13 protein-coding genes are annotated in these 19,185 nt (G+C 71.8%); 4 read left to right on the top strand and 9 right to left on the bottom strand.

Features of this window, described 5'->3' with window-relative positions; translation table 11 throughout:
• Window positions 1–6 precede the first annotated feature (6 nt).
• Both RS86_RS01605 and RS86_RS01600 read right to left on the bottom strand, forming a co-directional pair.
• Complete coding sequence (locus RS86_RS01605; RefSeq protein WP_045270460.1) at window positions 7–717, bottom strand: MazG family protein; 711 nt, start codon at window positions 715–717, stop codon at window positions 7–9.
• Window positions 707–1,924 (bottom strand): Na+/H+ antiporter NhaA, encoded by a 1,218-nt coding sequence (locus RS86_RS01600; protein ID WP_045270459.1) that lies wholly within the window; start codon window positions 1,922–1,924, stop codon window positions 707–709. The genes RS86_RS01605 and RS86_RS01600 overlap by 11 nt, the downstream gene beginning before the upstream one ends.
• Before the next feature lie 289 nt (window positions 1,925–2,213).
• Between RS86_RS01600 and RS86_RS01595 the strand changes: the two genes are divergently transcribed.
• Both RS86_RS01595 and gdhA read left to right on the top strand, forming a co-directional pair.
• On the top strand, window positions 2,214–4,808 hold the full coding sequence (locus RS86_RS01595; RefSeq protein WP_235281565.1) for a phosphoenolpyruvate carboxylase: 2,595 nt from the start codon (window positions 2,214–2,216) through the stop codon (window positions 4,806–4,808).
• Window positions 4,809–4,952: 144 nt separating this feature from the next.
• Window positions 4,953–6,323, top strand: a complete 1,371-nt coding sequence (gene gdhA / locus RS86_RS01590; protein WP_045270457.1) for an NADP-specific glutamate dehydrogenase — start codon at window positions 4,953–4,955, stop codon at window positions 6,321–6,323.
• 68 nt (window positions 6,324–6,391) lie between these two features.
• On the opposite strand, the gene RS86_RS01585 is transcribed toward gdhA, so the two are convergent.
• Complete coding sequence (locus tag RS86_RS01585; RefSeq protein ID WP_045270456.1) at window positions 6,392–7,279, bottom strand: helix-turn-helix transcriptional regulator; 888 nt, start codon at window positions 7,277–7,279, stop codon at window positions 6,392–6,394.
• A gap of 100 nt (window positions 7,280–7,379) precedes the next feature.
• Here RS86_RS01585 and RS86_RS01580 point away from each other — a divergent pair, with 100 nt between their 5' ends.
• On the top strand, window positions 7,380–8,162 hold the full coding sequence (locus RS86_RS01580) for an SDR family oxidoreductase (RefSeq protein ID WP_045270455.1): 783 nt from the start codon (window positions 7,380–7,382) through the stop codon (window positions 8,160–8,162).
• 58 nt (window positions 8,163–8,220) lie between these two features.
• Here RS86_RS01580 and RS86_RS01575 read toward each other — a convergent pair whose 3' ends face one another.
• The 5 genes from RS86_RS01575 to RS86_RS01555 all read right to left on the bottom strand — a co-directional run bounded on the left by RS86_RS01575 (window position 8,221) and on the right by RS86_RS01555 (window position 17,677).
• Window positions 8,221–11,190: an aminotransferase gene (locus RS86_RS01575; RefSeq protein ID WP_082076483.1), complete on the bottom strand. Its 2,970-nt coding sequence runs from the start codon at window positions 11,188–11,190 to the stop codon at window positions 8,221–8,223.
• 64 nt (window positions 11,191–11,254) lie between these two features.
• Window positions 11,255–11,851 carry a gamma carbonic anhydrase family protein gene (locus RS86_RS01570; protein ID WP_045270454.1) on the bottom strand — a complete coding sequence of 199 codons (597 nt, stop codon included), beginning with the start codon at window positions 11,849–11,851 and terminating at the stop codon, window positions 11,255–11,257.
• A gap of 59 nt (window positions 11,852–11,910) precedes the next feature.
• Window positions 11,911–12,471: an NUDIX hydrolase gene (locus RS86_RS01565; RefSeq protein WP_045270453.1), complete on the bottom strand. Its 561-nt coding sequence runs from the start codon at window positions 12,469–12,471 to the stop codon at window positions 11,911–11,913.
• Entirely contained in the window at window positions 12,468–16,055 is a 3,588-nt protein-coding gene (mfd, locus tag RS86_RS01560) for a transcription-repair coupling factor (protein ID WP_045270452.1), read from the bottom strand. The genes RS86_RS01565 and mfd overlap by 4 nt, the downstream gene beginning before the upstream one ends.
• A gap of 89 nt (window positions 16,056–16,144) precedes the next feature.
• Window positions 16,145–17,677, bottom strand: coding sequence for an HNH endonuclease signature motif containing protein (locus RS86_RS01555; protein WP_045270451.1), 1,533 nt, complete (start codon window positions 17,675–17,677; stop codon window positions 16,145–16,147).
• A 204-nt stretch (window positions 17,678–17,881) separates the two neighbouring features.
• Between RS86_RS01555 and RS86_RS01550 the strand changes: the two genes are divergently transcribed.
• Window positions 17,882–18,487 carry a hypothetical protein gene (locus RS86_RS01550; protein WP_045270450.1) on the top strand — a complete coding sequence of 202 codons (606 nt, stop codon included), beginning with the start codon at window positions 17,882–17,884 and terminating at the stop codon, window positions 18,485–18,487.
• A 63-nt stretch (window positions 18,488–18,550) separates the two neighbouring features.
• On the opposite strand, the gene pth is transcribed toward RS86_RS01550, so the two are convergent.
• On the bottom strand, window positions 18,551–19,132 hold the full coding sequence (gene pth / locus RS86_RS01545) for an aminoacyl-tRNA hydrolase (protein ID WP_045270449.1): 582 nt from the start codon (window positions 19,130–19,132) through the stop codon (window positions 18,551–18,553).
• Window positions 19,133–19,185: the final 53 nt, after the last annotated feature.

Raw genomic sequence — 19,185 nt, 5'->3', positions numbered from 1 at the left:
CCCCACTCACTCAGCGGTACGCACTTCGTCCTCGAGGAGCCTGATGCGCTCGCGCAGCGCGCGTTCGGCATCCCAGCCGTGAGTGCGAGCCGTGACGACGAGGGCGAGCAACTGATCGCCGAGCTCCGCCTCGGTGAGCGGGACGGACTCCGCGACGGGCGCCGGAGTGGGACCGACGATCGCCGGCAGCGCCTCCTCGCCGGCCTCGACGGCGGGATCCTCCGAGACCTCGACGCCCGCCTTCGCAGCGCGGCCCAGGATCTTCTGTGCGCGGGCGAGCGCGGGCATGCCCGGCGGGATGCCGTCCAGCACACTGCGGCGCTCGTGCTTCTCCGCCGCCTTCGCGGCGTTCCAGTGCACCAGCACCTCCTCCGGCGTGCGGGCGATCGCGTCGCCGAACACGTGCGGGTGGCGCCGGGTCATCTTCTCGGTCAGGGTACGGGCGACGTCGTCGATGTCGAACGGATCCTCCGGATCCTGCGCCGCGATCGCCGCATGGAACAGCACCTGCCAGAGCAGGTCGCCGAGCTCCTCGCGCAGTTCCGCACGGTCGTCGCGCTCGACGGCGTCGATGAGCTCGGCCGACTCCTCGACGAGGTACGGCACGAGCTCGCGGTGGGTCATCGCCTGCGACCACACGCACCGCTCCCGCACCTGCCGCATGACCTCCGCGGCCGCCCGGAGCGGGTCCGTCTCGGGATCCTGCTCAGCGTTCATGCCCGTACGTCTCCTCTTCGTCCGACTCGTCGGCCGGCTCGTCGTCCTCCGCATCGCCGAGGGCGCGATGCACCTTCGCCCGCCAGGAGACCAGCGCGGCCGCCACGATCAGCGCGATCACCGATCCGACCAGCACGGCGAGGATCGCCTGGTCCCGCACCGCGGCATCCCCGGCGAACGCCAGGTTCGCGAGCAGCAGCGAGACCGTGAATCCGATGCCGCCCAGGGCGCCGGCCGCGAGCACGTCGGGGAAGCGGATCGCCGGCGGCGCCCCCCGTGGGCGGATCATCTGCGCGAGGGCGCCGAACGCGCCGATGCCGACCAGCTTGCCGACTGGCAGCGCCACGAGGATCGCGAAGAACGCCGGCGACAGTTCCTCGAGCGGCACCTGCGGGATGACCACGAACGCCGCCACGAAGGCGAACAGGGGCAGCACCAGGCCGTTGACCCAGGGCTCCAGCGCGTGACGGGTCGGATCCGCCGCCCGCGGCGCCATCACCAGGCCCAGCATGACGCCCGCGATCGTGGCGTGCACGCCCGAGGCGGCGAACAGCCCCCAGGCGACGAGGCCGACGATCACCATCAGCACGGCGATGACCGGGGTCGCGCGCCCCCGCAGCTGCCGGCTCAGCACGGCGAAGACGATGACCGCGAGCACGCCCAGTCCGAGCAGCAGCAGGTTCAGTCCATGCGCGAACAGCACGGCGATGAACACGATCCCGACGATGTCGTCGAGGATCGCGAGCGCCAGCAGGAACGCGCGGACCGCGGAGGGCAGACCGCGCCCGAACACCGCGAGCACGCCGAGTGCGAAGGCGATGTCGGTCGCGGTCGGGATCGGCCAGCCGATCGAACTCGCATCGGAGCCGGCGATCCAGAGGTACAGGGCGATCGGCACGAGGATGCCGCCCGCGGCGGCGATCGCGGGCTGGATCGCCACGCGCACGCTGTTCAGCTCGCCGCGGGTGAGCTCGTACTGGAGTTCGAGCGCCACGACGAAGAAGAAGATCGCGAGCACCCCGTCCGAGACCCAGTGGGAGACCGAGAGGTCGAGGGCCGTGCCGGGAACCCCGAGATGCGCGCCGAGGAGGCCCGCGATCGCGTCGTGCGTGGGAAGGTTCGCGAGGAGCAGCCCCAGCCCCGCCGTCGCCAGCAGCAGGATCGCGGGGAACTGCGGTGATCTCAGAAGGCGACTCGTGCGGCTCATCCCCTCCACCGTATCGCGCCCCCTCACAAGCGCCCCCTACTTCCGCGAGACTCCAACTCCGCGACGAGACTGCGCGCCAGGACCGCAGTCTCGTCGCGGAGTTGGAGTCTCGCGGTCATGGGGCGAGGCGAGGACGAGGCGAGACGGACGGACGGACGGAGCGGGGCGTCACGCGGTCGTCGGGTGGGCCGGGTCGGTTTACGCTCGAACCGTGACCCCCGACACAACCCATACCGAAGCCATCCGCATCGTCGGCCGGTTCGAGGCAGGGCGCGAGCTGCCCGAGGCGATGCGCGCCGACGTGCGCATGCTCGGCGCGCTGCTCGGCCAGGTGCTGCGCGAATCCGGCGGCGACGACCTGTTCGACGACGTCGAGCGCCTGCGCCAGGCCACGATCGAGGCCTACACCGACGAGTCCGCCGAGGCCTTCGATCGCGCGACCCGCATCGCCGAGGAGTTCTCGGTGCAGCGCGCAGACGAGGTGGCCAAGGCCTTCACCGCCTACTTCCACCTCGTGAACCTCGCCGAGGAGCATCAGCGCGTGCGCGTTCTCCGCGAGCGCGGCGACGACCCCACCTCCACCGACACGGTCGCCGGAGCCTTCGCGCAGCTGAGCGCCGAGGTCGGCGAGGAGGAGGCCCGCCGCCGGCTGGGCGCTCTGCGGTTCCACCCGGTGTTCACGGCGCACCCCACCGAGGCGCGACGCCGCGCGGTGTCCTCGAGCATCCGGCGCCTCGCCGAGCTGCTGAGCGCGCACGACGCCGCGGCCGAGGGCGCCCCCGAGGCCCACCGCGCCCGCCGGCGCATGCTGGAAGAGGTCGACACCCTCTGGCGCACCGCTCCGCTGCGCGCGCAGAAGCCGGCTCCGACCGACGAGGTGCGCACCGTCATGAGCGTCTTCGACGAGACGCTGTTCACGACCGTGCCGCACGTGTACCGCCGCATCGACGACGTGCTGCGCGGCGAGGACTCCGGATCCTCCGCCCCCATCGTGCCCGCCTTCGTGCGCGTCGGCACCTGGGTCGGCGGCGACCGCGACGGCAACCCGTTCGTGACCGCCGCGGTGACCCGCGAAGCCGCGGCGATCGCGGCCGACCACGTCCTGCGCGGACTCGAGCGGGCGCTGGAGCGGATCGGACGCACCCTCACCCTCGACGCCGAGGGCACGCCGCCCTCGGCCGAGGCGACCGCGCTGTGGGAAGAGCTGCAGGCCGCCCACCCCGACGTCGCCCACGAGGTCGCCACCCGCTCCCCCTCGGAGCCGCACCGGCGGATCCTGCTGCTGCTCGCCCACCGGGTCGGGGTCACCCGTCGCGGCGACGACGGCGGCTACACGGATCCCGAGCAGCTGCTCGGGGACCTCCGCACCGTGCAGTCGTCGCTCGAGGCCGCCGGGGCGCACCGGCACGCGTTCGGCGGCGTGCAGCACCTCATCTGGCAGGTGCAGACCTACGGCTTCCACCTCGCCGAGCTCGAGGTGCGCCAGCACTCGCAGGTGCACGCCCGCGCGCTGGCGGAGCTGGACGCGGCCGAGAGCGGATCCGGATCCCTCAGCGCCGAGACCGAGGAAGTGCTCGCGGTCTTCCGCGCCGTCCGGGAGATCCAGCGCACCTACGGCCCGCGCGCGGCGGGGCGCTACGTCGTCTCGTTCACGCAGTCCGCCCAGGACCTCGCGAACGTGCACCGGCTCGCGCAGTACGCGTGCGCCGACGACGGGCCCGTGCTCGACGTGGTGCCGCTGTTCGAGACGTTCGCCGATCTGCAGGCGGCGGCGGGGATCCTCGCCGAGATCGTCACGCACCCGGCCTTCGCAGCACGCCTCGCCGCGACCGGCCGGCGCCTCGAGGTCATGCTCGGCTACTCGGACTCCTCGAAGGACGTCGGCCCCGTCGCCGCGAACCTCGCCCTGTACGAGGCGCAGGCCGAGATCGCCGCCTGGGCGCAGCGCGAGGGCATCGAGCTCACCCTGTTCCACGGCCGCGGCGGCGCCCTCGGGCGCGGCGGCGGACCTGCGAACTCGGCGATCCTCGCCCAGCCGCCGCACTCCGTGGACGGCCGGTTCAAGCTCACCGAGCAGGGCGAGGTCATCTTCGCGCGCTACGGCGAGCCCGCGATCGCGATGCGGCACATCGACCAGGTGACGGCGGCGACCCTGCTCGCCTCCTCCCCCGGGGTCGAGCAGCGCAACAGCGCCGCCGCGGCGCGGTTCGCCGAGGTCGCCTCGACCATGGATCGCGCCTCCCGCGATCGCTTCTTCTCGCTCGTGAAGGCGGACGGCTTCGCGCCCTGGTTCGCCACCGTCACGCCCATGGAGGAGGTCGGTCTGCTGGCCCTCGGCTCGCGACCCGCCCGCCGCGGGCTCTCGGTCGAGTCCCTCGAGGACCTCAGAGCGATCCCGTGGGTGTTCGCGTGGACGCAGGCCAGGATCAACCTCGCCGGCTGGTTCGGTCTCGGCACGGCGCTCGAAGCCGTCGGCGACGAGGAGCTGCTGCGCACCGCGTACCGGGAATGGCCGCTGCTGCGCACGATGGTCGACAACGTGGCGATGAGCCTCGCGAAGACGGATCCGCGCATCGCACGGCGCTACCTCGGCCTCGGCGACCGCGACGACCTCGCCGGGCTCGTGCTCGAGGAGATGGACCTCACCCGCTCCTGGGTGATCCGCCTCACCGGAGGCGAGCGGCTGCTGGAGAACAAGCCGATCCTGCAGCGCGCGGTCGCGATGCGGAGCCCCTACGTGGATGCGCTCTCGCTGCTCCAGCTGCGGGCTCTGCGCGGCCTCCGCGACGCCGACGAGTCCGCTCCGGCGCCGGATCCCGAGCTGCAGCGCCTGCTGCTGCTCTCCGTCAGCGGGGTGGCCGCCGGCCTGCAGAACACGGGCTGACCTGCCCTTCTCGCTGCCACCGTCGCACAGCGCGGGGCGCGCCGTGGTGCGGGTTAGAGTGAGAACTCCGCCGCATCCGGCTCGTCGCGCCCGACACGATCGACAGCGCTCGCCCTTGTCTCTTCGTCAGAAAGCATCCCCCGCGTGACTGAAACCACCCTTGTCGACTTCCATCCGCTCTCCGCTCTCGCCCAGCCCGTCTTCGACGGCGTCCGGGCGCTGAACCCGAATGAGCCCGAGTTCCACCAGGCCGTGCACGAGGTGCTGCACTCGATCGGCCCGGTGCTCGAGCGCCACCCCGAGTTCGTCGACGCGGGAGTGCTGGAGCGCCTCGTCGAGCCGGAGCGCCAGGTGATCTTCCGGGTGCCGTGGGTCGCCGACAACGGCAAGCTGCAGGTCAACCGCGGCTACCGCGTGCAGTACTCCTCGGTGCTCGGTCCGTACAAGGGCGGCCTGCGCTTCCACCCGTCGGTGAACATCTCGATCATCAAGTTCCTCGGCTTCGAGCAGATCTTCAAGAACGCGCTCACCGGCCAGGGCATCGGAGGCGGCAAGGGCGGCTCGAACTTCGACCCGCACGGTCGCAGCGATGCCGAGATCATGCGGTTCTGTCAGTCCTTCATGAACGAGCTGTACCGCCACCTCGGCGAGCACACCGACGTCCCCGCGGGAGACATCGGCGTGGGCGGCCGCGAGATCGGCTACCTGTTCGGGCAGTACCGCAAGATCACCAACAGGCACGAGTCCGGTATGTTCACGGGCAAGGGCATCGGCTGGGGCGGGGCCCAGGTGCGCACAGAGGCCACCGGCTACGGCGCGGTCTTCTTCGCGCAGGAGATGCTGGCCGTGCACGGCGACTCCCTGGACGGAAAGCGCGTGGGGGTCTCCGGATCCGGCAACGTCGCGATCTATGCGATCCAGAAGGCCGCGCAGCTGGGCGCCGTGGCCGTGACCGCCTCCGATTCCTCCGGGTACGTCGTCGACGACGCCGGCATCGACGTGGATCTGCTGCGCCAGATCAAGGAGGTCGAGCGCGGCCGCATCGTCGAGTACGCGAAGCGCCGGCCGAGCGCCCGCTTCGTCGAGGGCGGATCCGTCTGGGAGGTGCCCGTGGACATCGCGGTCCCCTCCGCCACGCAGAACGAGCTGGACGGCGCGAGCGCCGAGGCTCTGATCGCGAACGGCGTGCGCGCCGTCTCCGAGGGCGCCAACATGCCGAGCACCCCCGAGGCCGTCGTGGCGTTCCAGAACGCGGGCGTGCTGTTCGCGCCGGGCAAGGCCGCGAACGCCGGCGGCGTGGCGACCTCCGCGCTGGAGATGAGCCAGAACGCGGCGCGGCAGCGCTGGGGCTTCGACGACAGCGAGCAGAAGCTGCGCGACATCATGGCCGACATCCACCACGCCGCGTTCGACGCCGCGGAGCGCTACGGCGTCCCGGGCGACTACGTCGCGGGCGCGAACATCGCCGGCTTCGAGCGCGTGGCCCACGCGATGCTCGCGCAGGGCGTGATCTGAGGCGCACCGCCGCAACAGGAAGCGCCGGTCCCGCCTCGTGCGGGCCGGCGCTTCGCATTTCGGTGCGGTCAGCGCTCGGCCGCAGAGGCGCGGTCAGCACCCAGAGTGCGCGACGAGCGATCGACGGCGCCCGCGGCCGCACCGCTCGCGGCCCAGGATCCCAGCGTGCGCAACGCATCGGCGGTCTTCTCGTCCGCGGCCGTGTAGGTCACGAGCATGAGCGCCGGCTCGTCGGGAAGGGCGAGCGTCTCGTAATCGAGCGAGAGCCGCCCGATCTCGGGGTGATCGACGAGCTTGTGGCCGTGGGTCTTCACGACGACCTCCTGCCGCGCCCACGCGCGCACGAACTCGTCGCTGCCGATGGTGAGCTCGCCGATCAGCGAGGCGATCTCCGGGGCGTCCGGGAGCAGCGCCGCCATCCGACGCAGATGGGCCGCGGTCTCGCGGGCGACCTTCTCCCATTCGGGGTAGTAGGCGGATGAAGTCGGATCCAGGAACACATGACGGGCCATGTTGCGCGGCCCGTCGGGGAGCGCGATGAGGGCGTCGCCGAGCAGGTTCACGGCGAGCACGTCCATGGCCGGCCCCAGCACGAACGCGGGGACCTGAGGCATCGCGTCCAGCAGCGCCCTCACACCGGGACGAGCACCGGGGGTGGCGGACGGCCGGGGCGCCCGGAGCGGGGCCGCGGGCCGGGCGAGCACGCGGAGGTGGTCGCGCTCGACGTCGTCCAGGCTCAGCACCCGGGAGATCGCGTCGAGCACCTGGTCCGACGCAGCCCGCGCCCTCCCCTGCTCCAGACGCACGTAGTAGTCGGGGCTGATGCCCGCCAGCAGCGCGACCTCTTCGCGTCGGAGGCCCGGCACGCGTCGCCCGCCGCCTGCGGGCAGACCGCGTTCCTCGGGTGCGACCCGTTCGCGCTTCGCGCGGAGGAACTCGCCGATCTCCGATGTCATCGTCTCAGTATCGCCGCTGCGCCCCGCACGAGGGTGGTCCTGGCAGACCCAGGTTCATCGGGACGTTCCCGCCGAGGAGTCCTCCTCGGAGGCTGGTGCCATGAACACTTCTTCTTCCACTCCCTCCCTTCCCCTGTCCGGACGCATCGCTCTCGTCACGGGAGCCGGCAGCGGCATGGGTGCGGCGATCGCCGCGCATCTCGCCGCACTCGGCGCCTCAGTCGCAGCGCTCGGCCGCCGGGAGGACCGCCTCACGGCCCTTGCGGCCTCCGCCGCCGGATCCGATGCCGCAGGGCGGATCCTGGCCGTTCCCGCGGACATCACCTCCGAGTCCGAGATCGACGCCGCCGTCGCGCGGATCCACCGCGAGTTCGGCGTGGTCGACATCCTCGTCAACTCCGCCGGCGTGATGCTGCCCAATCCGCTCGCCGACGGCCGCGCCGACGAGTGGGGCCGCATGATCGACACGAACCTCACCGGGCTGCTCCGCATCACGCGCGCGGTGCTGCCCGACCTGCTGCAAGGCGCCGGTGGCGGGCCGCGGGACATCGTCAACATCTCGTCGATCGCCGCGCACGTGACCTTCCCGGACTATGCGGTCTATGCCGCGACGAAGGCGGCGGTGACCACGCTGTCGGCCATGCAGCGCACCGAGGTCGCGCGCCTCGGCGTGCGCGTCACGAACATCGAACCGGGGCTCACGCAGACGGAGCTCGGCACGCACATCGGCAACGAGCGCCTGAGCGCGGAGCTCACCTCGATGTTCGACGCGATCGAGGCGATCTCGGCGGACGACATCGCGGATCTCGTGGACTTCGTCGTGACCCGTCCGGCGAACGTCAACCTGCGCCAGGTCGTGGTGCTGCCCACCCAGCAGGCGTGACACGCGGTCGGGGCTCGCTGGAGCGAGGTGACCGGACGCCCCCGCGGAGGGGGTCCGGTCACCAGCCCTCGGTGAGCACCCGGTCGACCGCCGCGACGACCAGGTCGGCACTCCGCGCGGTCAAGCACAGCGGGGGCTTGATCTTCAGCACATTGGAGCGTTCCGAGGTGGTCTGCACGATCACGCCCAGCTCGCGGAGCCGTTCGCAGATCGCGGCGGCCTCGGCGGCTGCCGGTTCCATGCTCTCCCGATCCCGGACGAGCTCCACGCCGAGATACAGGCCCTCGCCGTGGACCGGGCCGATCAGCCGATGGCGCTCGGCGAGCGCACGGAAGCCCTCGGCCAGGCGCGCCCCCACGACGCGGGCGTTCTCCTGCAGGCCCTCCTCGGCCATCGCGTCGAGCACCGCGATGCCGACCCGGCAGCTGAGCGGGTTCCCGCCCGCGGACGAGAAGAACTGCCCCTGGGCGGCGAGTGCGTCGGCCACGCGCTTCGACGTGATCACGCCGCCGATCGGGTAGCCGTTGCCCATCGGCTTCGCGATCGTGATGATGTCCGGTGAGACGGCGGACTGCTCGAACCCCCAGAACGAGGATCCCATCCGCCCGAATCCGACCTGCACCTCGTCGGCGATGCAGAGGCCGCCAGCGCCGCGCACGCGCGCGTAGGCTTCCGCCAGGTATCCCTCGGGCAGCATCACGCCGCCGGCGTTGCCGAGCACCGATTCACAGATGAAGCCCGCGACGGGGCGTCCCTCCGCGGCGAGGCGATCGAGATCCGCCCCCAGATCCGCGGCGTACCGCGCTCCCGTCTCCTCGCCGCGGTACGTGCCGCGGAATCTGTTGGGCACATCGGCCACGTGCACCCAGTCCGGGCGCGTGGCCAGGGCATCGGGATTGTCGTAGGCGCTCGTGGTGACCGCATCGCTGGCCATCGTCCAGCCGTGGTAAGCCTCACGGAGCGACACGATGGTCTTGCGCCCGGTGGCCGCCTGCGCGAGCCTGAGCGCGAGATCGACCGCCTCGGATCCGCTGTTCACGAGCAGCACCGTGTCCAGCCGGTCGCCCGGTGCGTCGGAGGGCCTCTCCGGCACCAGCGCGAGGAGCCGCTCGCTGTACTCCGCGAGTTCGCGGTACAGGAATCGGGAGTTCGTGTTCAGGATCCGGATCTGCCGGTTCACCGCGTCGGCGACGCGCGGATGTCCGTGCCCGAGCCCGGTCACGTTGTTCACCATGTCGACGTACGCGCGGCCCGTGGTGTCGACCAGGTGGTGCCGCCAGCCCCGTTCGATCTGCGGAGGGCGCTCGTAGTACCGTTCCTGGGCGCTCGCGAAGATGCGCGCCCGCCGCGCGAGCTCGCCCGCCGCATCATCGGACTGGCTCATCGCAGGCAGGCCCAGGATCGCCGCGGGATCGGTCGAGAGCCGACGCCACGCCGGAACGCGGTCGGGCTCCACGAGGGGCGCATCGTCGGTCCCGCCCACGGGCGCCTCCGCACCCTCTGCGACGACCGTGACGACGAGGGTGCGCGGCCCTGCGGATTCGGGGACCCGTCCGATGCCGTCCCCCTGCGCCACCTCCGCGCCGTCCTCCGACGATGACTGCGCGCCGCGGATCTCGCACCGCCAGCCGTTCGCCGACGTGATGCGCATGACCTCGTCCGCCGACGTGACGATCCTCCCGGAGACGGGGGCCACGAGCGGCAGCGGTGGTCCCGCGGGCAGATGGATAGAGGTGCCGATCGGCCAGGTCGCGGCCGCGTCGGTCGAGTCGAGCATGGTGCGGGTGAGCCGATACACGCCGTAGGGCATGACGGCGGCCGCCGCTCCCTGAGCGAGGGCGCTGCGGATCAGCACACCCTCCGCGTCGGGCGCGAGCCAGGCGCCCGACGCGAGGCCTTCCGACTCCGTCCCGGGATCCAGGACGACGACCTCGCCGGCGAGCTCGGGCAGGAGGGGCGCGAGCGGAGCGGCACCCTGCACCGAAGAGGGCTGGGCCGCCGCGGCAGGGAAGCCCAGCGCCGCGAGCACCTGCTCGACCGCCTCGACGAGCGGCACCGCGGTCGCGGCGTCGAATATCGCCTGCTCCCCCGCGATCCGCTCCCTGGCGTAGGCGTTGTCGCCGTCGATCTCCAGCTGTCGCCAGCCGCTCGCGACGAGCAGCGCGGCGCGCAGCGCGATGAGCGGCCAGACCGCCTTGGCTTCGGCCTCACTCAACCGCGCTTCGGCGTGGAAGGCGGCGATGGTCTCGAGCACCCGCAGCGGACGCTCCGGCTCGTGATGCAGCATCGACGACGCGCACACGGCGAGCTCCGCCACGCGCCAGCCCAGGGCGAGGTCGCCGAGGTCGAGCACCGTGCGAGGGTGCAGCCGAGAGTCGGCGCCGCGCACACCCATGACGTTGTCGTCCGTGAGATCGCCGTGGATCGGCTGCACCGGGAGCTCCGCGGCGACGGACCGCAGGACCTCCTCGGCCGCTGCGATCACGGGCGACACCCGGTCACGCAGCGCCGGGTCCGCGATCGACGGCAGCAGGTTCCTCGCCTCCTCCGCGGCCACCCGCATGTCCCACATCTGCGGACGGTCGAGACCCGGGTGCTCCAGCGCGGCGAGCGCGTTCACCGAGGCGGCGGCGAGGGATCCGAACTCCCGCAGCACGACCGGCGCGAAGTAGCCGGCGTCGACCATCGCCTCGCCTTCGGCGAAGGCGCTGCGCCGCACCGCGAAGCCGCGCCAGCGCTGCGTGAGCGCGCCGTCGCCGCCCGGCAGCGCCGCGGGCACCGGCACGCCGGCGGCGCGGTAGGCGTCGAGCGCGGCGTGCTGGGCGTCCCTCGCGCTGTCGGGGAAGGCCGGATTGTCGATCCGGAGCACGCTGCGGGATCCGTCGGGCTCGGTCAGCAGGAAGTTGCGATCCTGGTTGCTGCCGAGCTCGGATGCCGTGACGACGATGCCCCAGAGCTCGCGCGCGATCGCGATGGCGTCGGAGGCGGTGACGTCGGGGCGCACGAGTCCCCCGGTCTGTTCTTGCACGTCGATTCCTTCGTTCGGAGCGGGAGACGTTCGGAGCGGGCTTCGTTCGGAGAGAGGGATCCGGTCAGAGCGCGTGGTCCTCGAGGTGCCGCGCGAGCGAGCGGGCGTAGCGCTCGGTGAGCTGGACCATGAGGTCGGGCGTCGAGCGGTCGACGCCGAAGACGTAGCCGGGGAAGTCCAGCTCGTGCTGCGCCTCCCAGATCTCCTCATGCCGCTCGGGCGAGAGGATGCGCACCGGGTCGCCGACCGCGACCCACCCGATGGGCACGACGGTCTCGGGCGGCAGGGTCGTGCGCAGATGGACGACGGCGTTGATGCGCACCTCGCTGCGCTCCCCGATCACGGCGCCGTTGAAGATCCTGGTGCCCGTGGCGAGGAAGACCTCCTCCGCGATCGTCGCGCCGGAGATGCTCGCCATCGGCCCGACCAGCACGTGGTCGCCGATGTGCACGGGGTTCGCCGCGGTGGCACGGATGAGGGCGTTCTCCATCACGATCACGTGCTCGCCGAGCGTGATCGGTCCGCCCTCCGCCGTGATCACGGCGCCGTGCAGCACCTGGCAGTTCTCCCCGATCGTGACATCGCCGGAGATCACGGCGGACGGCGCCACGACCGCGGTGTCGTGGATGCGGGGCCGAGCCCCGAGGTGCTCGTAGATCATGTGACGAGCGTAGTCGCCACGGCGGACCGGGCGACTCGGAATCGGCGACGCCGGAGCGCTCAGATCCCGACGGGAGGCAGAAGGCCTTTCGCCGCGGCCATCGTGCGCGCCACGAGCAGCGCGGAATCCAGGATCTCGCCCTCGGCGATGAGGCGGTCGAGCTCGGCGAGCGGCAAGCGCACGCTGCGCACCTGCTCCGCCGGATCATCGGTCGCGGCGTGCCCGCGCCGCACGGCCGTGGCGAGGAACACGTGCGTCTTCCAGACGCTGCGCCCCGGATTCATCGCGAAGACGTGCAGGGGCGTGAGCTCGTCGGCGACGAGTCCGAGCTCCTCCTCGAGCTCGCGCCGGGCGGCATCCGCAGGAGCCTCACCGGGATCCCCTGCGCCACCGGGCAGGTCGAGGATCCAGCGGTCGATCGGGTAGCGGTACTGCCGGGCCAGCACGACATCACCGCCGAGCACCACGAGCGTGGACACCGAGAACGGCGCGCTGCGATCGACCTCGTAGACCGTGCGTGCGCCGCCGGGGAGCTCGACCTCGTCGGCGTCGATCCGCACCCGCCCTCGGTGCACCTCGCGCGTGGACAGCCAGCGCCACCGGGGCTCGTCGGCGCTCATCCTGCGGCGCCCGCCTGTGCGACCGCGGCGACCGGCTCCGCCGGAGCGGGCTCGGGGAACAGCGCCGTCAGCAGCTGGCCCGTCCATTCGACCGGGTCGACCCGATCGGCGCCGGGCATCGGCACGACCAGAGCCTCTCCCCCGCCCACGAGCTTGGCCTGGGGGTACAGGCGCTGCACGCGCACCTTCATCGAGTCCTCGAAACGAGCGGGAGCGACCCGGAGGTTCGATCCCATGGCCACCACGTCCGTGAGGCCCGCCCGCGCGGCGCGGCGCCGCAGCCGGGCGATCGCGACGAGACCCTCGACCTCGGCCGGCGGCGCCCCGTACCGGTCCGCGAGCTCCTCGACGACGTGGCCGATCGCGTCGTCCGCCGCGGTCGCGGTCGCCGCGCTGGAGAGCTTCTGGTACGCCTCGAGCCGCAGTCGCTCGCTGTCAATGTACGAGTCGGGGATCCGCGCGTCCACCGGCAGCTCCAGGCGCAGCTCGGCGCCGGTCTCGGTCTCCTCGCCGCGGAACGTCGCGACGGCCTCGCCGATCATGCGCAGGTACAGGTCGAAGCCGACCCCCGCGATGTGCCCGGCCTGCTCGGCGCCCAGCAGGTTGCCAGCGCCGCGCAGTTCGAGGTCCTTGAGCGCGACCTGCATGCCGGATCCCAGGTCGTTGTTCACCGCGATCGTCTGCAGCCGGTCGGCCGCGGTCTCGCTCAGCGGCTTCATCTCGTCGTAGAGGAAGTACGCATAGGCGCGCTCACGGCCACGGCCCACCCGCCCGCGCAGCTGGTGCAGCTGGCTCAGACCGTAGCGGTCGGCACGGTCGATGATGATCGTGTTGGCGTTCGAGATGTCCAGGCCGGTCTCGATGATGGTCGTGGAGACCAGCACATCGAACTTGCGCTCCCAGAAGTCGTCGACGACCTGCTCCAGCTGATGCTCGCCCATCTGCCCGTGCGCGACGGCGATCCGCGCCTCCGGCACGAGCTCGGCGAGCTCGGACGCTGTGCGCTGGATCGACTGCACGCGGTTGTGCACGTAGAAGATCTGCCCCTCACGGAGGATCTCGCGGCGGATCGCCGCAGCGACCTGCTTGTCGCTCTTCGGCCCGACGAAGGAGAGGATCGGATGCCGGTCCTCCGGCGGGGTCTGCAGGGTCGACATCTCGCGGATCCCGGTGACCGCCATCTCGAGCGTGCGCGGGATCGGGGTGGCGCTCATGGCGAGGATGTCGACGTTGGTCTTCATCTTCTTGAGCGCGTCCTTGTGCTCGACGCCGAAGCGCTGCTCCTCATCGACGATCATGAGGCCGAGGTCCTTGAACATCACCTGATCGGTCAGGATCCGGTGCGTGCCGATCACCATGTCGACGGATCCCTCCAGCAGACCGTCGAGCGTGAGCCGCGCCTCCTTGTCGGTCTGGAAGCGCGACAGCGGGCGCACCTTGACCGGGAATCCCGCGAAGCGCTCGGTGAACGTCTCGAGGTGCTGCTTGACGAGCAGCGTCGTCGGAACGAGCATGGCGACCTGCTTGCCGTCCTGGATCGCCTTGAACGCGGCGCGCACGGCGACCTCGGTCTTGCCGAAGCCGACGTCGCCGGACAGCAGCCGGTCCATCGGGATGGGCCGCTCCATGTCGGCCTTGATCTCGTCGATGGTCTGCAGCTGATCGGGGGTCTCCGCGAACGGGAACGCCTCCTCCAGCTCGCGCTGCCAGGGCGTGTCCTTGCCGAACGCGTAGCCCTTGGCCGCCATCCGCGCCGAGTACAGCTTCACGAGCTCGACCGCGATGTCGCGCACGGCCTTGCGCGCCTTGCCCTTCGCGGCGGCCCAGTCGTTGCCGCCCATCTTGGACAGCGTCGGGGCCTCGCCGCCGACGTACTTCGACAGAAGGTCGAGCTGGTCGGTGGGCACGTAGAGCTTGTCGCCCGGGTAGCCGCGCTTGGTCGGCGCGTACTCGAGCATGAGATAGTCGCGCGTCGTCTTCACGGCGTTGCGCCCGCCCGAGGAGACCTCGCGCTGGGTCATCTCGACGAAGCGCGCGATGCCGTGCGTCTGATGCACCACGAAGTCCCCGGCCTTCAGCTGCATCGGATCCACGACGTTCTTGCGCCGCGAGGCGAGCTTCTTCACGACGCGTGTGTCGCCGCCGATCGTGCGCCCGTAGAACTCGTTCTCGGTCAGGACCGCGATCTTCGCGCTCGCGACCTGGAAGCCCGATTCGATGGCGCCCGTGACGAGCGTCGCGACGCCGGCGTGGGGGATGCCCGGAAGCCCGTCGACCACGCGAGCCGCGACACCGCGGTCGGCGAGCACGTCGCGAGCGCGATCCACGAGGCCGGGTCCCGACGCGACGAGCACGACCCGCCACCCGTCGGCGACGCGGCCGGCGGTGAAGTCGATCGCCCCGTCGACGTTGCCGTGGAACGACGGGATCGGAGCGGCGCTCACGCCGTCGGCGCCCTGGTCGAAGTTCGCGTCGTCGGAGCCGGCGTCGAAGGCGCTCAGCCGCCACCACACGCCGCCGCGGTCGTGGAGGGCCGCCCGCAGCTCTGCGACCGACAGGAAGTCGCCCGTCCGCAGGTCGATCGGCGCCGAGGCGCCGGCAGTCGCCGCACTCCAGGCCGCATCGAGGAATTCCCGGTTCGTCTCGCCGAGGCTCGCCGCGCGTGCGCCGGAGCGCTCCGGGTCCACGAGCGCGACAGCGGCGTTCACGGGGAGGTAGTCCGTCAGCGGTACGACGGGCCCCGCGACAACGGGCAGGAGCGACTCCATGCCCTCGACCGGGATCCCCTCCGCCATCTTCTGCAGCATCCCCGCGATCCCGGGGAAGGCATCGACGAGAGCGCCGGCGCGCTCGCGGACCTCGGCCGTCAGCAGCAGCTCGCGGCTGGCCGGCAGTGAGACCCCGGAGGGCGCGACAGGAAGAGAGCGCTGATCCGCGACGGAGAAGAGCCGGATCTGATCGACCTCATCGCCGAAGAACTCGACCCGGGACGGGTGCTCTGCCGTGGGCGGGAAGACATCGAGGATGCCGCCGCGCACGGCGAACTCACCACGGCGGGAGACCATGTCGACCCGCGAGTACGCGCGTTCGACGAGGGAGGCCGCCACGGTGTCGAGGTCGTACCCGCGACCCCCGACCGTGAGCTCGAGCGGCTCGACGTCTCCGAGCCCGGCGGCGACGGGCTGCAGCGCCGCGCGCACCGAGGCGACGACGACCAGCGGCCGCTCCCCCGACCAGATCCGCATCCGGCGCAGCACCTCGAGGCGCCGCCCGACGGTGTCGGGGCTGGGGCTGAGCCGCTCGTGCGGGAGCGTCTCCCACGCGGGGAAGGACAGGATCTCCGCATCGGGGCGGTAGGAGCCGAGGGCGGCGGCGAGCGACTCGGCGCGCCGTCCGGTCGGAGCGACCACGAGCAGTACCGCGGGCTTCCCCGCCGCGGACCGGCGCTCGAGGAGCCCGGCGAGCATCGGCGCGTCCATGCCGGCACTCGCCAGCAGGTCGGCGTCGGTCTGCGCCCAGCTCAGGGCGTCCCTGAATCCGGACGCCTCCTCTTCCAGAGCGCGGATGATCCCCTGCACAGTCACCGGAAGAGTCTATGCGCCGCCGCCGACACGACGCCCGGGCGGAGTCGAGCCTGCGGGTGTATCAGCAGGTCGCGCGGCCCCTGCGGGTGTCATCCGGGTGGTGCGAGGGCGTGGGTGGGGGTGCGGATGTTTCGGGGCGTGCCGTGGCGGGTGCGGGGCCGGTGCCAGCCACGGTAGGGGTCCCACCAGTGCGGGCCTCGGATCTCAGGGACGCCGTGCCGCATGCGGATCTGCCAACCCGACACATCGAGCGTGCGGTGGTGGTGCCAGCACAGGGCGACACCGTTACTCGTGTGCGTGGGACCCCCGGTGGCGTGCTCCTGGACGTGGTGGATCTCGCACCAGGTCGCGGGCACGTGGCAGCCGGGGATCACGCACTCCCGGTCGCGGAGGGCGATCGCACGACGCTGCACCGCGGTGAAGATCCGCGCGGTCGTGCCGATCGAGACGATCTGGCCCCGCTCGTCGAACAGCACCCGCTGGATCCCACCCGCACACGCCGTATGCCGGGCGACAGAGACCGGGACATCCCAGCCGGTGCCCTCCAGGCGTGCCCGCCCGGTCCCATTGACGTAGTCCTCCGCAGTCACCGAGACGACCAGGGTCGGGGCAGCACCACCGAGCTGGGGCATGCCTGCGGACGCGGCGGCCGCGTGCAGGATCATCGCGAGGTTGTCATGGTTCCGCTGCGCGGGAGTGCGGGCCTCGTCCGGAACGGGAAGCCCGCCTACTGTGTCGGGACCCTCGTCCGGGTCGTCACCAAGCCCGTCTGACACGGTGTCGTCGGCACGGAAGCCGACCGGCCCATGCCCCGATCCCGACGATGGTGCCGCCAGCGACGGCGATCCGGTCGCGGCCGGATTGTTGAGCGCATCGTTCAGGCGCTGCAACTGTGCCGCGACCTCGGGCAGCAGCCCACCCGAGACCGGGTGCACCCCATCCCGGAGCGCACCGACCCGCAACGCCCTGTTCCGCTCCCCCGCCCGATCCTCAGGCTCCGCCCCATCCGGATCCAACCGCAGCATCAACACCCGCGAGAAGTCCGCCAACTCCTCCGTCGACGGACAAGGCCCAGGACGCCCCCGCTCATCCGGCAGATCCTCACCCCGCGCCGTACGCGCGAGCAACCCGTCCACCACCTCCCGCTCCTCGACGCTGATCCGGTTCCCCACCCGCTCCACCGGACCGACCGCCGCCAGCAACCCCGCCACCGACACCACCCCGTCCCGCAACACCTCCGCCATCGCCGGGAACACCGCCGGACCCAACCCCCCACTGGACAGGAACACCTCCCGGTGCGTGAAACCGGCCGCGCGCACGAACCCCCGCGCCGTGCCCACATCGGTCCGCAACGCCCGCCGCAACAACTCCGTCACATCCCGGCACCCCGCCACCGCCGACACCCGCTCCTCCACGACCCGCCGATCCCGATCCGCGACCTGCCCCACCAACCCGGTCAGCACCGCATCCACCCGCCGCCGCACCGACCCGGCCACCACCAACGCCGACACCAACCCCGCCGCGTCCACCCCGTCGAACCCCGCACCCATCTCCACCGACGCGCACAACCCCGCCAACAGGTCATCCACCTGCTGCAGAACCTCCGCCGGACTCGATGTCATACCCCCATCCAACACGGGGCCACCGACATTCGAACCCCCAGATCAACCCATATTTCCGAACTGTGCAGAACTCCCCCGCAACCACCCCTGTGGAGGACGAAACGACGATCGCGTTGCACGCCGCACACCGGCCACCACTGCGCGCACGCCCGCCGCCGCACGCGGCAGCCACCGCACGTCGGCCACCGACCCTAGGATGAACGCGTGACCGATCCGCAGCAGTCCAGCCCCGTTCCGCCGCCCGCCGCGCCGGGATATCCGGCGCCGCCGGTCGCCCCGCCCGCCTACCAGCAGCAGCCGGTCGCGCCCGCGTACCCGCAGCAGCCGGTGGCACCCGTCTATCAGGCGCCGCCCGGAGCCTTCTCCGGACCCGCCGGCGGCTACGCAGACCCGTACGCTCCGGCGGCCCGCCCGGCAGGCGGCTCCGGCCTCGGCCGCGTGGCCCTGCTGCTCGCGCTCCTCGCCACCGTGGTGCTCACGATCGTGGGCGCCGTGCTCGCCTGGCAGGTCGGGCACGGCATCGGCTCCTCGACCGACCTCACGGCCCTCGAGAACAGGGTGTCCTCAGACGACCTCTCCTTCCTCACCCCCGTACGCGATCTCATCCTGTGGGTCGAGATCACGACCTGGACGGCGACCGCGCTGGGGATCTGGGCGCTCGTGCAGGGCATCGTCGCGATCGCCAAGCGGCGCGGACGTGGGCCCGGCATCGCCGCGGTCATCATCGCCGCGCTCGGACCGTTCGTGTACGGCCTCGTGGGCTACATCGTCTTCATCGTCGCGCTCGGCGTCGCGGCGACGCAGCGCTGACGCGCGAAGACATCCGCGTCTGTCCCGTCGGGGACGGAGCGCGACGCCGGAGACGCAGGCGGATCAGCGCGGCGCGTGATGCTTCTGCTGCGCCGCGAGCAGCCCGTCCTCGACCAGCAGCTCCACGGCATCCGCCGCATCGGAGATGAGGATCGGGAGGTTCGGACGCTCCGCCGCGCCGAACGGCGCGAGCACCCAGTCGGCCGGATCCTGTCGCCCCGGAGGCCGGCCGATCCCCACCCGCACCCGCGGGAAGTCGGGCGTCGTCAGCACTCGCGCGACATCGCGGATGCCGTTGTGCCCGCCGTGCCCCCCGCCGACCTTGAGCTTGATCGTGTCGAAGGGGATGTCGAGCTCATCGTGCACGAGCACGATCCGGTCCGGATCCACCGAATAGAACCGGGCGAGCGCGCCGACCGGGGCGCCCGAGACGTTCATGAAGCTGTTCGGCTTGGCGAGCACGAGCTTGTCGCCGCCCGGGCGCACCCATGTCTCCACGACCCTGGCCCCGCTCTTGTGCTCGCGGAAGGTCTCGCCGCGACGGGCCGCGAGCTCGTCGACGACCATCTGCCCGACGTTGTGCCGGGTCGTCGCGTACTTAGGCCCGGGATTGCCGAGCCCGACGACCAGCCATGTCTGCGCCATGGATCCATCCTCCCTGAATTCGCGGGGTGCCAGGAGACCGTCCTGGGACGACG

The sequence above is a fragment of the Microbacterium azadirachtae genome (assembly GCF_000956505.1).
GTDB classification, from domain to species: Bacteria; Actinomycetota; Actinomycetes; order Actinomycetales; family Microbacteriaceae; genus Microbacterium; species Microbacterium azadirachtae_A.
This window is presented reverse-complemented; position numbering and strand designations above follow the sequence as displayed.

Coding starts and splice junctions, on each gene's coding strand:
- RS86_RS01605 (WP_045270460.1), bottom strand. CDS start 717: ATGAACGCTGAGCAGGATCCCGAGACGGACCCGCTCCGGGCGGCCGCG.
- RS86_RS01600 (WP_045270459.1), bottom strand. CDS start 1,924: ATGAGCCGCACGAGTCGCCTTCTGAGATCACCGCAGTTCCCCGCGATC.
- RS86_RS01595 (WP_235281565.1), top strand. CDS start 2,214: ATGCGCGCCGACGTGCGCATGCTCGGCGCGCTGCTCGGCCAGGTGCTG.
- RS86_RS01585 (WP_045270456.1), bottom strand. CDS start 7,279: ATGACATCGGAGATCGGCGAGTTCCTCCGCGCGAAGCGCGAACGGGTC.
- RS86_RS01580 (WP_045270455.1), top strand. CDS start 7,380: ATGAACACTTCTTCTTCCACTCCCTCCCTTCCCCTGTCCGGACGCATC.
- RS86_RS01570 (WP_045270454.1), bottom strand. CDS start 11,851: ATGATCTACGAGCACCTCGGGGCTCGGCCCCGCATCCACGACACCGCG.
- RS86_RS01565 (WP_045270453.1), bottom strand. CDS start 12,471: ATGAGCGCCGACGAGCCCCGGTGGCGCTGGCTGTCCACGCGCGAGGTG.
- RS86_RS01555 (WP_045270451.1), bottom strand. CDS start 17,677: ATGACATCGAGTCCGGCGGAGGTTCTGCAGCAGGTGGATGACCTGTTG.
- pth (WP_045270449.1), bottom strand. CDS start 19,132: ATGGCGCAGACATGGCTGGTCGTCGGGCTCGGCAATCCCGGGCCTAAG.